The organism is Cronobacter sp. 153480017-3, assembly GCF_053627815.1.
In genome coordinates this window covers 65,430-83,442 of sequence record NZ_JBSEYN010000002.1, presented here as the reverse complement: position 1 = coordinate 83,442, position 18,013 = coordinate 65,430, and the positions used below count along the sequence as shown (strand labels likewise).

Annotated in this window: 13 protein-coding genes; 4 read left to right on the top strand and 9 right to left on the bottom strand. The window is 60.4% G+C overall.

The genetic code is table 11. The features are described 5' to 3' along the window. Positions 1-5: 5 nt before the first annotated feature. From ACUW6V_RS04850 to fes, 3 genes are read right to left on the bottom strand one after another with little or no spacing between them, the layout of a single operon-like run. A complete protein-coding gene (locus ACUW6V_RS04850; RefSeq protein ID WP_454038214.1) occupies positions 6-3,887 on the bottom strand; it encodes an amino acid adenylation domain-containing protein in 3,882 nt (1,293 codons plus the stop codon). A 31-nt stretch (positions 3,888-3,918) separates the two neighbouring features. Then, positions 3,919-4,134 carry an MbtH family protein gene (locus ACUW6V_RS04845; protein ID WP_104671620.1) on the bottom strand — a complete coding sequence of 72 codons (216 nt, stop codon included), beginning with the start codon at positions 4,132-4,134 and terminating at the stop codon, positions 3,919-3,921. A 3-nt stretch (positions 4,135-4,137) separates the two neighbouring features. Further along, the gene (fes, locus tag ACUW6V_RS04840) at positions 4,138-5,382 is read right to left on the bottom strand and encodes an enterochelin esterase (RefSeq protein WP_454038081.1); all 1,245 of its coding nucleotides are present in this window, start codon (positions 5,380-5,382) and stop codon (positions 4,138-4,140) included. A gap of 280 nt (positions 5,383-5,662) precedes the next feature. Here fes and ACUW6V_RS04835 point away from each other — a divergent pair, with 280 nt between their 5' ends. Together ACUW6V_RS04835 and entD are read left to right on the top strand one after the other, a co-directional pair. Then, on the top strand, positions 5,663-7,936 hold the full coding sequence (locus tag ACUW6V_RS04835) for a TonB-dependent siderophore receptor (protein WP_454038080.1): 2,274 nt from the start codon (positions 5,663-5,665) through the stop codon (positions 7,934-7,936). Positions 7,937-7,974: 38 nt separating this feature from the next. After that, positions 7,975-8,643 (top strand): enterobactin synthase subunit EntD, encoded by a 669-nt coding sequence (gene entD / locus ACUW6V_RS04830; protein WP_454038079.1) that lies wholly within the window; start codon positions 7,975-7,977, stop codon positions 8,641-8,643. Here the strand turns inward: entD and ACUW6V_RS04825 are convergent. Next, on the bottom strand, positions 8,612-9,325 hold the full coding sequence (locus ACUW6V_RS04825; protein WP_105572999.1) for a GNAT family N-acetyltransferase: 714 nt from the start codon (positions 9,323-9,325) through the stop codon (positions 8,612-8,614). The two genes, entD and ACUW6V_RS04825, sit on opposite strands and share 32 nt — an antisense overlap. A gap of 182 nt (positions 9,326-9,507) precedes the next feature. Between ACUW6V_RS04825 and ACUW6V_RS04820 the strand changes: the two genes are divergently transcribed. Next, positions 9,508-10,623 carry a YbdK family carboxylate-amine ligase gene (locus tag ACUW6V_RS04820; protein ID WP_004385544.1) on the top strand — a complete coding sequence of 372 codons (1,116 nt, stop codon included), beginning with the start codon at positions 9,508-9,510 and terminating at the stop codon, positions 10,621-10,623. A gap of 264 nt (positions 10,624-10,887) precedes the next feature. After that, positions 10,888-12,795, top strand: a complete 1,908-nt coding sequence (locus tag ACUW6V_RS04815) for a methyl-accepting chemotaxis protein (RefSeq protein ID WP_032990175.1) — start codon at positions 10,888-10,890, stop codon at positions 12,793-12,795. 477 nt (positions 12,796-13,272) lie between these two features. Here ACUW6V_RS04815 and ACUW6V_RS04810 read toward each other — a convergent pair whose 3' ends face one another. The 5 genes from ACUW6V_RS04810 to ACUW6V_RS04790 are packed head-to-tail and all read right to left on the bottom strand — an operon-like array spanning position 13,273 to position 18,005. After that, positions 13,273-13,755 (bottom strand): type VI secretion system baseplate subunit TssE, encoded by a 483-nt coding sequence (locus tag ACUW6V_RS04810; protein WP_454038078.1) that lies wholly within the window; start codon positions 13,753-13,755, stop codon positions 13,273-13,275. Positions 13,756-13,764: 9 nt separating this feature from the next. Further along, positions 13,765-14,562, bottom strand: coding sequence for a type VI secretion system accessory protein TagJ (locus tag ACUW6V_RS04805; RefSeq protein WP_075199897.1), 798 nt, complete (start codon positions 14,560-14,562; stop codon positions 13,765-13,767). Between the two features lie 17 nt (positions 14,563-14,579). After that, complete coding sequence (locus ACUW6V_RS04800; RefSeq protein ID WP_076728455.1) at positions 14,580-15,368, bottom strand: TagK domain-containing protein; 789 nt, start codon at positions 15,366-15,368, stop codon at positions 14,580-14,582. 5 nt (positions 15,369-15,373) lie between these two features. Continuing rightward, complete coding sequence (locus tag ACUW6V_RS04795; protein ID WP_012125401.1) at positions 15,374-15,634, bottom strand: PAAR domain-containing protein; 261 nt, start codon at positions 15,632-15,634, stop codon at positions 15,374-15,376. Between the two features lie 55 nt (positions 15,635-15,689). Further along, positions 15,690-18,005 (bottom strand): type VI secretion system Vgr family protein, encoded by a 2,316-nt coding sequence (locus ACUW6V_RS04790; RefSeq protein ID WP_454038077.1) that lies wholly within the window; start codon positions 18,003-18,005, stop codon positions 15,690-15,692. Positions 18,006-18,013 lie beyond the last annotated feature (8 nt).

Sequence of the window (18,013 nt, the reverse complement as noted above, 5' to 3'; positions counted from 1 at the left end):
AAAACCTACCCGAGAATCTCCCGCAACACCGGGCCAATCACCTCGAATGCCTGCGGGGAGATAATCTCCACATGCGCGCAATCGACACTGTACACATCAAGCGCCCGCGTCCACGGTGCCCACGCCTCGTAAGGGTTAAGGCCCGGTGTTACGGTGCGTTCGGCGACAAACAGCGTCGCGTCACCTTCAAAGCGCGTACTGCGCGCGGTAGAAAGCAGCCGCACCGCGTCGGCGTAATTGCCTTCGATGGTTTCAAAAAGCCTCGTCGACCCCTGCCCCTGCTGCGCGCTCACAAACGCCGCCCGCTCGCGCTCGATCTCCGCCAGCACTTCCGGGTCGAGCTCGCGTCCGCCCTTCTCCTGCCAGTTTTGCGTTTCCGGCGGCCAGGTGTCGAGCAATCCGAGGAACGCCACCTCCTCGCCCGCCGCCTGTAACCGTGCGGCGACGCCGTGTGCAATCGTTCCGCCGAGCGAATAGCCAAACAGCCAGTACGGCCCGTGCGGCTGCTGCTCGCGAAGCGTCGCATAATGGCGGTCGCACAGTTCATCCACCGACGCGCACTGCTGCATCGGCCCGTCCGGGCGCGGCGACTGAATGCCCGTTATCGCCCAGCGCGGCGACAGCCAGCGTTGCAGAACGCTGAACTGCCAGGCGAAGCCCGACGCCGGATGGAAGCAGAACAGCGTCGGCCCGTTGCCTTCACGCAGCGGCAAAATAGCGCCAAATCCCGCCTGCGCGTCGCGTTGTTCCGCCACGGCCGCCGCGAGTTTTTCCACCGTCGAGGCCACCATCACCTGCCCGACCGTAACAGTCCGCTCCAGCTCACGCGTGAGCCTTGCCGCCAGGCGCATCGCCAGCAGCGAGTGGCCGCCGAGCGCAAAGAAATCCGCCTGCGCGTCGGTCACTTCCACACCTAAAAGTTCCGAAAAAGCGCGGGCGATTGCCGTCTCGCTGCCCGGCGCTACGGCTCTGCCCGGCTCACGCACCGCAAGCTGCGGCAACGGCAGCGCTTTGCGATCCAGCTTGCCGTTGGCGCTGAGCGGCAGCGCAGGCAACTGAACAAGCGTCACCGGCACCATATGCGCGGGCAGCCATTCGCTTAAGCGCGCGCGCAGTGCGGCCACATCCAGCGTCGCGCCGGAGGCGGAAACCAGATAACCCACCAGCTGGCGCGCATCGCCGCCCGTTTCGGCATGGCTATTCAGCACGCAGGCGTGCGTCACCGCCTGCGCCACATCCGGCAGGCGCTGCATCACGCGGTCTATCTCGCCAGGCTCAATACGCTGGCCGCGGATTTTCAGCTGATCGTCGCTGCGCCCGAGATATTCCACCGCGCCGTCCGGCAGCCAGCGCGCCACGTCGCCGGTGCGGTACATCCGCTCGCCGGGTACAAACGGATCGGCGATAAAGCGGCTGGCGGTCAGATCCGGGCGGCCAAGGTAGCCCTGAGCCAGCTGAACGCCCGTGAGATAGAGATCGCCCGCCATGCCCGGCGGCACCGGGCGCATCCGGCCATCGAGAATGCGCAGGCCGGTATTCCAGACCGGGAAACCAATCGGCACGCTGGCCCCCTTCACCTGCGAAAGCGCCGCGCCGAAGGCCGGATACCCGCTCACATCCACTGCCGCCTCCGTCGGGCCGTAGAGATTATGCAGCGGCACGGCGGTGAGCCGCTCCCAGTCGCGACACAGTGCCGTCGGCAGCGCCTCGCCGCTACAGAACACCTGGCGCAGCGACGCGCAGGCACCGATCGCCGCTTCAGAAGTGAGCGCGCCGACAAACGCCGCCAGCATCGACGGTACAAAGTGCGTCGTCGTCACCCGCCAGCGCGCAAACAGCGCCTGAAGCGCCTGCGGATCGCGGTGCGCCTGCGGCGGGGCCATCACCAGTCGCGCGCCGACGATAAGCGGCCAGAAAAACTCCCATACCGACACATCAAAACTGCACGGCGTTTTTTGCAGCACCACGTCATCCGCGCCGAGCGGATACTGGCTTTGCATCCACAGCAGCCTGTTGACGATGGCGGTCTGGCCGACCATGACGCCCTTCGGCCGCCCGGTGGAGCCGGAGGTGAAAATCACATAGGCGGTGTGCGACGGGCGCGAGCGCAAAAGCGGCTGCGGATCGCTTGCCGGCAGCGGCGCTTCGTAGCAGAACACAGGCAGGCTCGGGATATGCGTGAACCGCGCCTGCTCTGAGGCAGCGGTGATCAGCAGCGCCGGGCGGGCGTCCTCCAGCATCATTTGCAGGCGATCGTCCGGGTAGCCGGTATCGAGCGGCAGCCAGGCCGCGCCCGCTTCCACAATGGCCTGTAGCGCCAGCGAGAGAAACACCGAACGCGGCAGCGCGACAGCCACCACATCGCCCGGCTTAACGCCGCGGCGCACCAGCTCCGCCGCAAGCGTAAGCACTTGCTCACGCATTTCACGGTAGGTAAAGGCATGGCGCGCGTCGGCAAGCGCCGGGGCCTGCGGTGTCGCCTGCGCCTGTTTCGCCAGCAGGCTGCTGAGCGTCTCCTGCGGCAGTGGCACGGCGGTCTGGTTCACACGCGCAATCAGTGCGTAGTCGTTATCATCCAGCAGATCCGCCTGCGCGCACACAAGCTCAGGTTCAGCGGCAAACTGTGTGAGCAGATGCGGCAGACGGGCAAGATGGCGCTCAATCTGCGCGGCATCATAGCGCTGCTGATTGGCCAGCAGTTCCAGCGTCACGCCGCCCTGTTCGTCGATATAGAGCGCGATTTCGAGATCTTTCACCGGCCCCGAGGCGAGCTGGTGGGTTATCCCCTCCACGCCATCGAAATCGAGCCGGTAATCAAACATTTTCAGGTTCAGCACCGGGCCATAGAGCGGCGTCTGCTGCGCCACTCTGCCCGCGTCGCGCAGCACCTGCTCGGCGTCATAGCGCTGATGACGGCGCAGCGTTTTGAGCGTCTTCGCAAAGGCGGCGGCGAACTGCGCCAGCGTCTGTCCTGGCTCAATGCGCACCGGGCAAGGCAGCACGTTCAGCACCGGGCCGGTGGCGCACAGCGCGGCCGAGCCGATGCGGCGCATAAAGATGAAACCGGCGCTGTAGGCGTCACGCCCGCTCAGGCGGCCAAGCCAGAGCGCCACCAGCGCCAGCGCCATATCCGGCGCGGTCAGCCCGCCGCTGTTTGCCATAAGCGCAGCGAAATGCGCATCATCAAAGCGCAGCGAACGGCGAATCAGCGAGGTGGTGGAAGATTGCCCGGTAAGCGGCTGGTCAGAGAGCGTCGCCGGCGGCGGCAGGTCGCGCACCTGCTGCGCCCAGAAGGCGGCGTCGCGTGCGCAGGCATCCGATGCCTGATAGCGCGCGTATTCATCGACCACCTCGTTAAACGGGACGAACGGCGAGGCGGCGGGCTGTTCGCCCCGGCGCAGGCTGCCGTAAATATCGGCGATACGGCGGGTAATCGCTGTGAAACTGAAGCCATCGACCACCAGATGATGATAACGCTGATACCAGAACCAGCGCGTCTCACCGACGCGCAGCAGCGCATGGTGCACCGGCGGTGTGCCACGAGTGACGCGCAGATCCTGCTCCAGATCGGCGTGCATCAGGCGCTGCGCGGCAGTCTGCGGGCTGGCGTCGTGGCGCAGATCGAAGATTTCAGGCGTGGCAAAAGTGAGCGACGCGTCAAACCGCTGCGCGACGATACCGTCGCGCTCCTCAAAACGCATTCGCAGCGTGTCGGCTTCCATCATGCCCGCCACGATGGCGCGCGCCAGCAGCGGCGCGTCAAGCGTGCCGTTCAGCTCGACGTAATGCGCCACGCTCCAGGCGTTGGCCTGGCGGGAGAGTTTTTCAGCCATCCAGATACCCGGCTGCGCCGCCACCAGCGGCAGCGCGGCGGTGGCCTGCTCCACAGGGGAAAGAGTTATATCCGTCACATTAACCTCAGGTCTCGTTGCGGTGGGCGAAATCGGCAGGCTGCAACGCCTGACCGTGCTCATTAAGCCACGCCTCACACCTCTCCGGAGGCTGTGGCGCGGCCACCACACGCCAGCCCGGCGGCAGCGCGCACGGCTCCGGCCAGAGGCTTATCTGTTTTTCGTGATTTTCGAGCAGCCAGAAACGGCCCTGCGGATTATCGAAGGGATTGCTGAATTCCATACGTCACTCCTGTCCTGAAAAAGGCATCGGGGCGGGTGTAGCGGCCCAGAGTGCGGCGAGACCGTCGGTCAGGCCGCCGCGCCAGCAAAGCGCGTCGTGGCCGCCCTCCACCTGACGCCAGAAAAGCGGCGGCTGTGTGCGTTGCAGTAAAGAGACCAGGCGCTGATTGGCCTGCAAAATGAGCGGCTCATGAAGGCCCGCTTCAAGATAAATGCGCAACCCGCGCGGATCGAAGCGGCCTGCGGCCAGCTCTTCAACCAGCCAGCCGCCCTCACCGCTCGCCTCGCGCGTTGGCCACCAGAAAGAGCCGGACTGGCTCAGTACGCAACCGAAGCGCTGCGGCCAGCGCAGCCCCGCATAGAGCGCGGCGAGCCCGCCAAAGCTCTGCCCGGCAATCACGGTGGTGTCCGGCGCGTCACGCCATCTCGTGTAATGACGCGCCTGCGGCAGTAATTCCTCCCACAGCGCCTCCCAAAACACGCCGTTACAGGGCAACTCCCGGCTGCGGTGCGCGGTGTCAATCACATCCACCAGCAAATAGACGGCAGGCGGCAGAACGCCGCGATTGGTGAGCGTCTGGAGCGCGGGCCACACCGGCTGGCTGTGCGCCCAGAACTGGCCATCCAGCAGAATAGCGAGCGGGCGCGTCAGGGGCGCGTCATCACCGCCGGTGGTAAAGAGCCATACGCGACGCGCGTTGCCGAGCTTTTCGCTGTGCCAGAGAAATTCCTGCGCGGGCGTGTACGCCACGTCTTTTTCTTCCCAGCCTGGCTGCGCGGGCGCGTCTGGCAGATGCAGCGCGCTCATCGGATGGCCGCGGCCACCGCGCCAGTGGTGCGGGTTGAATGGGTCGGGAATGGCCTGCGGCAGCAGTGCGCGCCAGCCTTCGCGCAGCGCGTGGCGCGCCGGAACGTCTGCAAAGGCGTCGGGGGCGAAATCATCGGTCTTTGTGGAAGGGATAAAACAGTAGCTGCCGCGCCAGGCGGCGTCTAATTCGGTGCGCCAGTACCAGGCGTCGGTGCCCGGCAGACGCATGAGCGACTGCGGCGCGGAGGGCTTGTGGTGATCGGTGATACCGGTGAGGTAAATCCACACGCGCTTTGTATCAGACGTGCTTTCATCCCCTGCCGGATCGCGCCACCAGAACGTCACGCAGCAGGTGCCCGACGCCGTGCCGGAAATCTCCGGAATGCCCTGCGCCTGCTTCGCCTGCCACCAGGCATCACTTCCCGCCTCGTGCTCCGCCACTGCCCAACTCCTTGTTAGTGTTGATAAATATCATGGAATGACGTCAATCCTGATAATTTGATGATAATACTATTGATAATTATTTGCATTTGCAATAGCGTATTGGCGCGCTGTGGGAAGCGCGTCTTTCACTCAAAAAACATTAACCCAGCCAGACGTTTGCGCGCTGCCGCTCCAGGACGAGCGGGGTTTGCGTATAGCGGCTCTGGCCTATTCCCTGCTGCGCCCTGCCCCACTGGGGATGGACTTCCGGGCCGCAGCACAGACAGCAGGATACAAAATGAATAAAAAGCTCCCTCTTTCTCTGGCGATGCTGATTAATCTTGGGATGTATGGCGCCGCGCTGCCCGCCTGGGCGCAGGAGAGCACCGCTCCCGTGGATGGCAACGCAACGGATGGCGATGACACGATAGTCGTCACCGCCGCACAGCAAAACCTTCAGGCACCCGGTGTCTCGGCCATTACCGCCGATGAAATCCGCAAAAACCCGCCCGCGCGCGATGTGTCGGAAATCATCCGCACCATGCCAGGCGTCAACCTGACCGGCAATTCCACCAGCGGCCAGCGCGGCAACAACCGCCAGATCGATATCCGCGGGATGGGCCCGGAAAACACGCTGATCCTGATTGATGGCAAACCGGTCAGCAGCCGTAATTCAGTGCGTCAGGGCTGGCGCGGCGAGCGCGACAGCCGCGGCGATACCGCCTGGGTGCCGCCGGAAATGATCGAGCGTATCGAGGTGCTGCGCGGCCCTGCCGCCGCACGCTACGGCAACGGCGCGGCGGGCGGCGTGGTGAATATCATCACCAAACGCAGCAGCAACGACTGGCACGGCAGCTGGAACAGCTACTTCGATGTGCCGGAACACAAAGCCGAAGGCGCCACCAAACGCACCAACTTCAGCCTCACCGGGCCGCTTGGCGACAGCGTCAGTTTCCGCCTGTACGGTAACCTGGCGAAAACCCAGCCGGACGCGCAGGACATCAACGCCGGGCATGAATCGCTGCGCACCGGCAGCTACGCCGATACCCTGCCCGCAGGGCGCGAAGGGGTGGTGAATAAAGATATTAATGGCCAGGTACGCTGGGAATTCGCGCCGATGCAGGCGCTGGAGTTTGAAGCGGGCTATAGCCGCCAGGGCAATCTCTACGCGGGCGACACTCAGAACACCAACAACGACAACAGCACCAACGGACTGGTGAAAAAATACTACGGCAAGGAGACCAACCGTCTCTATCGCCAGAACTATGCGGTCACCTGGACCGGCGGCTGGGATAACGGCGTAACCACCAACACTTACGCCCAGTATGAACACACGCGCAACTCGCGTCTTGGCGAAGGGCTGACGGGCGGCCTGGAGGGGCTGTTCAACAGCGAGAAATTCTCCGATATCAACCTGAGCGACGTGCTGCTGCACAGCGAAGTGAGCATTCCCTTCGACTGGCTGGTGAACCAGAACCTGACGCTCGGCACCGAGTGGAATCAGCAGCGTATGAAGGATGGCACCTCTACCGCGCAGGCGCTGACCGGCTCCACCAGCGGCGGCGCTATCCCTGGCGTCGATTCCACCAACCGTAGCCCATATGCCAAAGCGGAGATCTTCTCGCTGTTCGCGGAAGACAACATGCAGCTCACCGACAGCACCACGCTGACCCCGTCGCTGCGCTTCGATCACCATACTATCGTTGGCAATAACTGGAGCCCGGCGCTGAACCTGACGCAGGCGCTGACCGACGCGGTAACGCTGAAAATGGGCATCGCGCGCGCCTACAAAGCGCCGAGCCTCTATCAGACCAACGAAAATTATATTCTCTACAGCCGTGGCCAGGGCTGCTACGCCAGCGCCACCAATACCGGCTGCTACCTGATGGGTAATGAAGATCTCAAAGCGGAAACCAGCGTCAACAAAGAGATTGGTCTTGAGTATAAGCAGGATGGCTATCAGGCGGGCCTGACCTGGTTCCGTAACGATTACCACGACAAGATCGAAGCCGGTTATACCCGCGTCACGGCCATCAGCAATAAAACGGATCTCTACCAATGGGAGAACGTGCCGAAAGCCGTGGTGGAAGGGCTTGAGGGCACGCTAAACCTGCCGGTGACCGATACCATTCAGTGGAGCAATAACCTGACCTGGATGTTGCAAAGTAAGAACAAAACCACCGGTGATCGGTTGTCGATCATCCCGGAATTTACGCTGAACTCAACGCTGAGCTGGCAGGTGCGAGACGATCTGTCGCTGCAAAGCACGCTCACCTGGTATGGCCGTCAGAAGCCGAAGATGTACAACTATAAGGGCGAACGCGTGACCGACAGCGGCACCAATGAAGTCAGCCCTTACAGCATCGTCGGGCTGAGCGGCACCTGGGATGTGACCAAAAATGTGAGCCTGACGGCGGGCGTTGATAATGTCTTCGACAAGCGTCACTGGCGCGCGGGCAACGCCCAGACCACCGGTAACGCCAAAACCAACGCCTGGATGTATGGCGCGGGGGCGGAAACCTATAACGAATCGGGCCGGACCTGGTTTATGGGCATTAACACTCATTTCTGATAATGACGACGGCGGGCAGCGATGCCCGCCTTTTTCCGATGCAAACTACTCTCACTTCACTGACCTTCGCCGGACACCCGCTCTGGCGCGTTGATTTCGCTCCCGACACTTTCACACCTGCCGATCTGCTGTGGCTGCCGCACCACGCCATGCTGGCGAATGCCGTTGCGCGGCGTCAGGCCGAGCATCTGGCAGGCCGTTTCGCCGCCGTCGCCGCACTGAAGGCGGCGGGCGCGCCATTCTCACCGCCCGGCATCGGCGCGCACCGCGAACCGCGCTGGCCTGCGGGTTTTACCGGCAGCATTACGCACACCGGCCACCGCGCCTGGGCTGCGGTTATCACCACGCCGGGCGGCATCGGGATCGACGTTGAAAGCCTGATGGACGCGCAGACGGCGCGCGAGCTGGCGTCCGGTATTATCGACACACAAGAACGCGCGCTACTGGCCCGCACGCCGCTGCCCTTCGCCAGCGCCCTGACGCTCGCGTTTTCCGCCAAAGAGAGCCTCTTTAAAGCGCTGTTTCCGCAGGTGAGCGACTGGTTCGGTTTCGAATGCGCGAAAGTCGTCGCGCTGGACGACCATCAGTTAACGCTGCGCCTCGCCTGCCCGCTCGGGCCGTTCATGCAGGGGCGTTGCTTTACGCTGCACTGGCGTCAGGAGGCGCAGCAGATCCTCACGCTGGTGAACGCGCCCGGAAGTGGCTGAGCGGCTGTTTCTGTATACCGTCGGCGGTGAAATTCTCCGGCGACAGCCAGGCGCGCAGCGCGGCATCGGCCTGTGGCCATTCGCTGTCGAGCAGCGAAAACCATTCGGAATCGCGGTTGCGCCCTTTACGCACCATCATCTGACGCAGTCGCCCTTCATACGTGAAGCCAAGCCGTTCAGCGGCGCGGCGCGAAGCGGTATTCATCGAATCGCATTTCCACTCCACGCGGCGGAAACCGTGCTCAAAGGCATCGCGCATCAACAGCCACAACGCCTCGGTGCCGGTGACGCGGTTTTTCATGCGCGGCGACCAGGTTACGTGGCCTATTTCCAGCACGCCGTTAGCCTTATCAATGCGCATAAAACAGACCAGCCCGACCGCCTCGCCGCGCGCGTTATCCATCACCGCGAAAGGCACCAGCGACGGATCCATCACTTTTTGCGCCACCCATTCATGGCACTGCGCGAGCGTATCGGGGCGATCGCTTGCAAGCCATGTCCAGTCGCGATCGTCCGGCGCGTCCTGATAGGCCGCCAGCAGCGCGGCGGCGTGCGCGTCGGCATTCAGCGGTTCCAGCGTGCAGTAGCGCCCTGCAAGCGTTATGCGCTCAGGCATCCGTGCGCCTTTCCAGCCCGGCACTGGCGCGCCGACCTGCTGATCGTAATGGTTGAAATAAGCCACAAGCACTCCTCCTGATGGTTGTTAATAAAAAGTTATATCAGGAGTGAAACCAGGAAGATAGCGATAACGCAGCGGGAAAACCGCGCACAGGAACTCGGTTTTATCTGAGCGTTTTCACCGCAACTGGATGATTTTGCATGACTATACTTGGAGCAAACCCTTTACTGATAAGCGAGCTGCCCATGCCCCTTAAACCGTTTGCCCCTTCCGAACCCTACACCCTGGGCGTTGAACTGGAGCTCCAGGTGGTCAGCCCGCCCGGCTTTAACTTAAGCCAGGATTCCTCAACGCTGATTAGCGCGCTGGAGAGCCGCGTCACGGCGGGTGAAGTGAAGCACGATATCACCGAAAGCATGCTGGAAATCGCAACCGGCGTCTGTCGCGATATCAACCAGGTAGCCGCGGAATTCGCTGCCATGCAGCGTGAAATTCTCGCCTGCGCCCAGCAATATCACCTGATGATAAGCGGCGGCGGCACGCATCCGTTTCAGAAATGGCAGCGCCAGGAAGTATGTTCCAGCGAGCGTTACGCCCGCACGCTGGAGCTGTTCGGTTATCTCATCAAGCAGGCCACCGTCTTCGGCCAGCATGTGCATGTGGGCTGTCGCAACGGAGAAGAAGCGATGTATCTGCTGCACGGGCTGTCGCGTTTCGTGCCGCATTTTGTCGCGCTGTCGGCGTCTTCGCCGTATATGCAGGGCGCAGATACCGGCTTTGCCTCCTCAAGACTCAATATTTTCTCGGCCTTCCCGGATAACGGCCCGGCTCCATTTGCCGCCGACTGGACGCAGTTCGAGAACATGTATGCGCGTCTCGAAGGCACGAAGGTAGTGGAGTCGATTAAAGATTTGCACTGGGATATTCGCCCGAGCCCCGGCTTTGGCACCGTGGAAGTGCGCGTGATGGATACGCCATTAACGCTGGAACGCGCCATTAATATCGCCGGATTTATTCAGGCGATTTCCCACTGGCTGCTGGATGAGCGCCCTTATAAACATAAGGCTGAGGATTACCTGATTTACCGGTTTAACCGTTTCCAGGCCTGCCGCTATGGGCTGGAGGGGACGCTGACGGATGTTAGCACTGGCGAGCAACGCACCATCGGGGAGGATATTTTGCGCCTGCTCGACAAGCTTGAGCGCTATGCCCGCCCGCTGAACGCCAGCAGCGCGCTGGAGGCGATCCACCGCTATGTGAAGAATAATGACAGCGACGTACATCGCATTCGTGAATTTACCGCCGATGGCGGCTCGCTCTCTGAACTGGTGCGCCTGAATGGAGAAATCTGGGCCGCCTGAAAACCGCGTTACGCCTGACCGGCTCCTGACTGATTAAGGGAATTTACCTTAAACAAGGAACCCCCTGCCTGTAAAAGCCAGCCATTTATCGCTGGCTTTTATCTTTTCTGAAAACAATAACTCGCCTTTTTTTATTCTGGATCATCAGAATAACTCTTTTGAGTTATTTTTTGGCCTCAAACGCAGCGACAGCGATTAAAGCATCTAATTTGTCTTACCGATAGGAAATATAACGATTTCTATCGCAACACAGGAATGACGCTAATGTCATGGATATATCGCCTCTCTATGAAAACCAAATTAGCCATCGCGCTTTTACCGTTATTAATTGCGCTGCTCTGGCTGGCGGGTGCCGGGATGCTGTCGCGCATCGATACCGAACGGCAGATGCGCAACGTCGAAGAAGTGACGCGCCTTGCGAAAAGCGCCGGTGATGTGGTGCATGAGCTGCAAAAAGAACGCGGCCTGAGCGCCGGTTATCTGGGCAGCCGCGGCGCGCAGTTCAGCCGTGAGCTCACCGCACAGCGCGCCCGGACGGACAGCGCGCTCGCGGCCTTTAACGCCGCCATGAAAAACACCGATGAAGAGAGCCTGAAAGGCAGCGTGGGCGAAGCCATTCGCGCCTTCCGCCAGCGGGTGTCGATGCTCGACGACACGCGCCAGCAGATCACCGCCCTTTCCGTTCCCGCGCCGCAGGGTGTTGCGTTTTATACCGACACCATCAGCACCGTACTGGAGCTGGTGGGCCGCAGTACGCGCTTAAGCCACGCCGGAGTGATTGTGAATCAGATGGTGGTTTACTACAGCCTGCTCAGTATGAAAGAACAGGCGGGCGTTGAGCGCGCGCTCCTTTCCGGCATTTTCTTCGCCGATCGTTTTGCAGACGGCCAGCTGGCGCGCCTGAGCGAAGTGGTGGGCAAACAGCAGGCGTGGCTCGCCGCCTCGCGCCAGCTTTCCGACGCTGAGGGCGTGAAGCGGATTGACGCCGCACTCGCGCTGCCGTCAGCGACCCGCGCGCTGGCGCTGCGTCAGATAGCGTTCGGGAAAGCCGCGAGCGGCGGGTTTGGCGTGTCACCGGCGAGCTGGTTTACCGCACAGACGCAGCGTATCGATACCCTGCGCACGCTGGAGAACGCCGCTTCCGCGCAGCTTCTCGCCACAGCAGGCCAGCTTGCAAGCGACGCCCGTGCAGGCTGGCAGCGCTTTCTCGCCATCACTCTGCTGGCGCTTATCGTGGCGGTGAGTTTCGCCGTCGTGGTGGCGCGCAGCATCCATCGTCAGCTGCATGCGACGCTCACCGCCATTGACGGCATGGAGGGCGATCTCACGCGCCGTCTGGACGTGCCGGGCAGCGATGAACTCTCCGCCCTGAACCGCGCCTATAACCGCGCCATTGAAGATATTCAGCGGATCGTCGCTGAAATAAAAACCGGTGCGGTCGTGTTGCGTCACGCCAGCGCCGATATCGCCGCGGGCAATCAGGATCTGGCGCAGCGCACGGATGAACAGGCGGCATCGCTGGTGGAAACCGCCGCCAGCATGGAGCAGATAACGACGGTTATTACCCAGACGGCCGATAACGCCCATGAGGCGGAGCGCCTGACGCGACTGATGGAAGAAGAGATGCAGAGCGCGAGCGCGGTGGCGCACGCTGCCCGCCAGAGCATGGCGGATATTCAGGCCTCCAGCGAGCAGATCTCGCGGATTGTCGGCTCGATTGACGACATTTCCTTCCAGACTAACCTGCTCGCGCTCAATGCCGCGGTGGAAGCGGCGCGTGCCGGAGAACTGGGGCGCGGCTTTGCGGTGGTGGCTTCCGAAGTGCGCACGCTGTCGCAGCGCTGCGCCCGCGAGGCGGGGCTTATCCGCGAGCTGGTGGCGAACAACATGGCGAAAATCGGCGAAGGCGTGGAACATGTCGATGCTTCCGGCAAGGCGCTGGATGGCGCAGTCGCCAATACCGCCCGGATGCGAACGTTTATCAGCGATATCGCCCGCGCAGCGGCGGAACAGTCGCTTGGCGTATCTCAGGTGCACGAGGCGCTAAACCAGCTGGAACAGGTGACGCAGCAGAACGCCGCGCTGGTTTCCGAGGCCGCGACGGCCAGCCAGACGCTGGATAATCAGTCTGAAACCATGTCGCAGTTGGTTAACCGGTTCGTGGTGGCGTAAAAACCATAACGTCGCCGCAGGAGTACGGCTACAAAATATAGTGGTTTTTCAGGGAATATTGATCCATCGCTTGATTAAGGTTGGGTTATTTCCTACTATCCCCAGCCACCTGAATACAGGTTTTAAGCCGCACTCACCCCGCGGCTTTTTTATTATTTGCATTGCAGTCATCGTTGACGGGATATCGCGCCATTAAGGCACTGTAATTATAACGTTCCGCAACTAATGACATTCTGACGAAATACAGCCTCTGACCTGCTCCGGGAGAGCAAAACATGGAATATAGTTTCGGTGCGAAATTTTTTATCCTTTCGCAAATCAGCGTGTTTGTTATTTCCGTTTGCGCATTAATTAATGGCGCGCTGTAAATAACAGCATTGACCGTAACGGATTATTACCCTCGCCAGATGGATTTGGCACCTTTATTCTCCACCGTTGTTATACGGTAATGAAAAAGAGGCGCGACGCCTCTTTTTTCTATAACGCCGTCAGCGTCGTTTTTTCCGTTTCGGTATCATAACTGCCGCTGACCGCAAACCCGACGGGTTCCGGTTGCCAGTAAAGCAACGCCGCTATTTCAAACCACAGCGTTGTACCCGGCGCGGACTGCCGCTTCGGACTTACCACCAGCGACGACGGGATAATACGCGGCTCAAAGCGCAATAATACGTTGCGGATAGCCTGCTCCACCATCGTCCAGCTTTGCGGCGTCGCATATTTCCCGGAGAGCGGCGCGAGGCCGTGATTAATCACCGAATTAACCACCGCCGGATGTCGCACCGGGTCGATGAGCGCTTCAATATTGGTGTTGTTGAGCAACACATCAATATCGCGCAGCACTAACTGCCGGTAGCGACGCGCATTAATAAAACTCGCGTCATGCGCCTCGTGGCGGGCTTTTGGCTCCTCGTCCAGCAGCCGGTCAAGTAGCGTCGGCGCGAACTGTTTTTTTCTCTCCATCGCCCAGCCTTAATAAAACCGAAGCTCACGCAGATCCGGCAGCGCATAGTCCGCGTTATCGGTAATCAGCATCTTTCTGCCAAGCCCGATACAGAGCGACTCGCTGACCGGCTGCCAGTCGGTCAGGCTGCCGAGGCGGGTTTCCTGCGTCGCTTGCGGCGTCAGCGGGTAGCGAGCCGGGATATAGCCCTGAAACTGCCCGTCAGCGAGAGTCACTTGCGCAGGCAGCCAGAGCAGATCCAGCAGGTCAACGGGACGGTGGATCTTCAGCGCACGCAGCGCGGAAAACGGCACCCAGCGGTACCCTCCCGCACAGATAAATTCGCACACGGGCCCGAGCCGCCCGTCGCTGTCGGCTATCCAGCTAAACGGGGTTATCTCCTCGCCTTCGCCCGCCGTAAGCGGTGCCAGGTCGAATGCCTGCTGACGAAGGCGTTCGGCGTCCTCGTCATGACCGGAAGCGAACTGCCGGTTCGCCTCATGAAGCAGCGCGACCCATTCCGGCAGCGGCTCCGTAAGCCCCGCAGGCGTAATGTCACCGGCCAGCACGCGGGCGCGTAATATTTCGCTCATAACGAGATTTTTATAAAGCTCCACCCGCTTTGTATATTCCGCATCGAGCGCTTTCAGTATCTCCAGGTGCGTCAGAGCGTTATGCCAGTCGCCTTCGAGACAATAAAATTTAAACAGCAATTCGCGCGCCGCGCTGTTATCAGGCTGCGCTTTTAAGCGGCTCGTCGTTGCGTTGAAATGGGCGTCAAACGCCGCGCGATTAAGTAAGTCCTTAAACGTGATTTCTGTCGTCATGGTCATCCCTGTGAGTCTCAGAGCAAACTATCCAGATCGGGTTGATGGAATTCCCGCACCGTCAGGGCGGGAAGCCGTGTGGGCGCTTTTATGTGCTGCGCGTCCGGCGATAGCATTTTCAGGATGTCATAGCGCGGCGCGCTAAACAGTTCGGGATCCGCCTCAAGGCCTGATAACGCCTCCAGCGCCTGCGCTATCAGTGCCGACGATCCCAGAATGCACTCAGTAAGTGTTTTCTCTTTCATCTGTTCGCGAAGCTGCGCAATGTCTGACGCGGCCTCTTTCAGGCGCAGTCGCGAAGGGGCAGGCGAATACGTGGCATCGCGCCGCTGCGCGCCCCAGGCCAGAAAGCGTTTATATTCGTTTTCCAGTCTTTTCAGGATGTCGTCGTCAGCGCGTGTCTCCTGCGGGCCTTGCCAGTCGACATAGCGCACGCTGCGGGAGAGAAGCGCGTCGACCTCGCGCACCGCCCATTCATCGGCATTTTCCGGCAATCCTGCGGCATCCGTTTCCTGCGCCATCGCCACCTGCAGCGCATATCGCCCGGCCTGCACCGTCAGGCCGTAGCGCAGAGGGTAAGGCTGCCCGGGCGCAAGGCGTTCATGACCGGCGAAACAGACATAATCCGTTGCCGCGAGCGTCATGTAAGGCTGCGTTCCGCGCAGTGAAAAGCACAGCACGTTAGTTCTCTCTCTGGCCCCGGCAGGGATAAACTCGCCGCTGTCGATATCAAGCCAGGCCGCGTCATGCTGCTCATTCAGGGTGATTGCCCCGCCATTGGCGGGCCAGATGAAACGTATCTGCATAATGGTTAGCCGATGAAGACATCGCCGGAGCCGCTGGCGATAGCCGCGCCACAGCCCGTGGCGTCGCCTGTCCTGGCGGCGGGATTATTGTTGATAAAGACCGATCCTGAGCCTGATGAAACGGCTGACGCGCCGTGAATGGAACAGCTCGCGCTGCTGGCTCCCTGCATGGCCGCTGGCGCGCCATTGATGGACACATTCCCGGAACCGTTGGAAATGGCACCGCCGTGGCTGATGGCATCGCCTGCCCGTGCTGCATTTTGCATATTTCCTCCTTTATGGAATTAACGCTGGCGGTCGCTCCGCCAGCGTGGATAGCGCTTACCAGATTTTGGGCGGCGCCGTCTGCGTCTCTGTTGGCGTCTCCGTCGGCGTTTCGGTCGGCGTATCCGTCGGCGTATCGGTTGGCGTATCGGTTGGCGTATCGGTCGGCGTATCCGTTGGCGTATCGGTTGGCGTATCCGTCGGACAGTGCGTCGGGATGGGAACAGGAATGGGAATAGGAATAGGCAGTGGCGGCAGAGGCAGCGGTAAAACCATAATCCCCATCAGCGGCATCAGCCCCGCAAGGCTTGCCAGTGCGCCCATACCGCCACCGCTGCTGTTACCGCAGGAACACCCGCCATCGCCAGGGTTGAGCTGCACCTGGCCCCCCTGTATCACCACCTTACTGCTGCCAATAATTTTGATCGTATCGGCTGAAATAATCAGCTCCCCGCCGGAGCTCAGCGACATGGCACCGCCTGCTGCCACTGTCGCCGCGCCGCCCGCGGCCACCTGCCACGCGCCGCCCACGGAGGTGCCGCTATAGCCGCCAACGTTTGTGAGATCCGCTCCCCCAACGTTAAGGGAATTCGCACCGCCGATATGGTGCGCCTGCGCGCCGCCGACCATCACCTCGCGCGTCAGCCCGACCTGCATAAAAGCGCCAAGCCCAATCAGTTTGCGGCAGCCACCGAGGATTTTTTTAACGTAATTCGCACCGACAAAGACATCCCGGTTGAGACCCACAGAAAGTTTTGAATTTTCGCCAATCGTCTGGGTTTCATCTTTTTTCGTCAGGCGCTCCATATTGCGCTCGGCCTGCTCCCAGTACTGCTCAAGACCGGGTTTATCCTCAAAGCGGATCCCGTTGAAATTGGTGCGCCCGCCGCCGATAGTGCGGCTTATCATGCCGCTTTGCGTGGCATTACCCGGCAGATCCCACGGCGGCATCGTAATGTTGTTATACAGGCTGCCAATAATCAGCGGCCGGTCCGGGTCACCGTTGATGAAATCGACAATCACTTCATGCCCGATGCGGGGAATATAAATGCCGCCAAAGTTATTGCCTGCCCATGACTGACTGACGCGCAGCCAACAGGAATCTGATTCACGGTTTTTACCGTAACGATCCCAGACAAACCGCACTTTCACGCGGCCATATTTGTCCGTCCAGACCTCTTCGCCAGGCGGTCCGACGACAATCGCCGTCTGCGGCCCGCGCGTGCGTGGCCGTGGCGTGTGCAGGGGATGACGGTAAATTTTATTGGTCGGCTGAACGACAAAATGGCAGTGCCAACGATAATCTTCAAAACCGCTTACCTGAGCGTTGTCCTCGATATCAAGCCTGCTGGAAATAACCAGATATTCCCGGTTGGCTTTCGCAACGGGATAGCCGCTTAATACAAAATTACAGCCGCAGACGACGCCCCGAAGCTCGCCGTCGCCTGTCGCGCGTGAGCCCAGAGCGCCACGCTCTTCCATGCGCACCCGCGCCAGCTGTTCGCCAATATTTGGCTGTGCATAATCGCCAGGCCAGTGATACATCTCCATCAGGTTAAAGCTGGTGTTACGCGGCTTGCTGTCGAGCGCAAGGATATCGGCACGGGATTTCGTAAAATCGTAATCGTTAGTCACCCAGCGGCCGGTGGTAATGGTTTCCTGCGCCGCGAAGTGGGCAATATACTCTTCACCCGCTTTTGGCGTTTCGGGTAAATAATGCAGAACATGGTAGGCGGCGCTGTCGACGCGTTTATGCGCGCCCACATGATCGACAAGAATTAACTTATGCTTCTCGTCTTTATGCTCAAAGAACCAGTAAATCCCCCACTCCTCCATTAAGCGCTGAATAAAACTGAAATCCGTTTCGCCATATTGCACCTGAAAATCGAGAGACGGATAAGTACCCGTCAGACGTTTCTCACAAGGGAAAAAATATTCGGCGAGCACCTCATCAATGATTTCCACCACATTTTTATTCTGGAAAATTTTGAAATCGCTGGTAAGCGTCGCGAGATACAGCCACGGGCGAATCTCTATTTCAAACATCGCCTGATTCGCGTCTCGCCCGATATAACGCGCGCGCTCCACCAGGCCCGATATTTCGCGCCGCCCGCGCCCGAGACCTGCCGTTTCATCAAGCCCGTTACCGTCGATTTCCATCGCGACCGTCATTTCTTTACCCACGAGGGCTTTGAAATCGATATTCGACGCCGCCTGCCAGGAAATAGCAGCATTCGCGGGCGTTTTCGCGGTAAGGGTGTAGGTATATAACGTGGAGAGCGCTTCTTCTCCGGTTAATTTAGAAAGCACTAAAGCCGGCTCACCGGCAAGATAAGGCATTGCCGGGCTGAGTAATTGCGTTGTACGCGACATAATGGCAC

What these genes read in the sequence shown, in the direction of transcription:
- ACUW6V_RS04845 (WP_104671620.1), bottom strand. Translation starts at nt 4,134, where the DNA reads ATGGAATTCAGCAATCCCTTCGATAATCCGCAGGGCCGTTTCTGGCTG.
- ACUW6V_RS04835 (WP_454038080.1), top strand. Translation starts at nt 5,663, where the DNA reads ATGAATAAAAAGCTCCCTCTTTCTCTGGCGATGCTGATTAATCTTGGG.
- entD (WP_454038079.1), top strand. Translation starts at nt 7,975, where the DNA reads ATGCAAACTACTCTCACTTCACTGACCTTCGCCGGACACCCGCTCTGG.
- ACUW6V_RS04820 (WP_004385544.1), top strand. Translation starts at nt 9,508, where the DNA reads ATGCCCCTTAAACCGTTTGCCCCTTCCGAACCCTACACCCTGGGCGTT.
- ACUW6V_RS04815 (WP_032990175.1), top strand. Translation starts at nt 10,888, where the DNA reads ATGTCATGGATATATCGCCTCTCTATGAAAACCAAATTAGCCATCGCG.
- ACUW6V_RS04810 (WP_454038078.1), bottom strand. Translation starts at nt 13,755, where the DNA reads ATGGAGAGAAAAAAACAGTTCGCGCCGACGCTACTTGACCGGCTGCTG.
- ACUW6V_RS04805 (WP_075199897.1), bottom strand. Translation starts at nt 14,562, where the DNA reads ATGACGACAGAAATCACGTTTAAGGACTTACTTAATCGCGCGGCGTTT.
- ACUW6V_RS04800 (WP_076728455.1), bottom strand. Translation starts at nt 15,368, where the DNA reads ATGCAGATACGTTTCATCTGGCCCGCCAATGGCGGGGCAATCACCCTG.
- ACUW6V_RS04795 (WP_012125401.1), bottom strand. Translation starts at nt 15,634, where the DNA reads ATGCAAAATGCAGCACGGGCAGGCGATGCCATCAGCCACGGCGGTGCC.
- ACUW6V_RS04790 (WP_454038077.1), bottom strand. Translation starts at nt 18,005, where the DNA reads ATGTCGCGTACAACGCAATTACTCAGCCCGGCAATGCCTTATCTTGCC.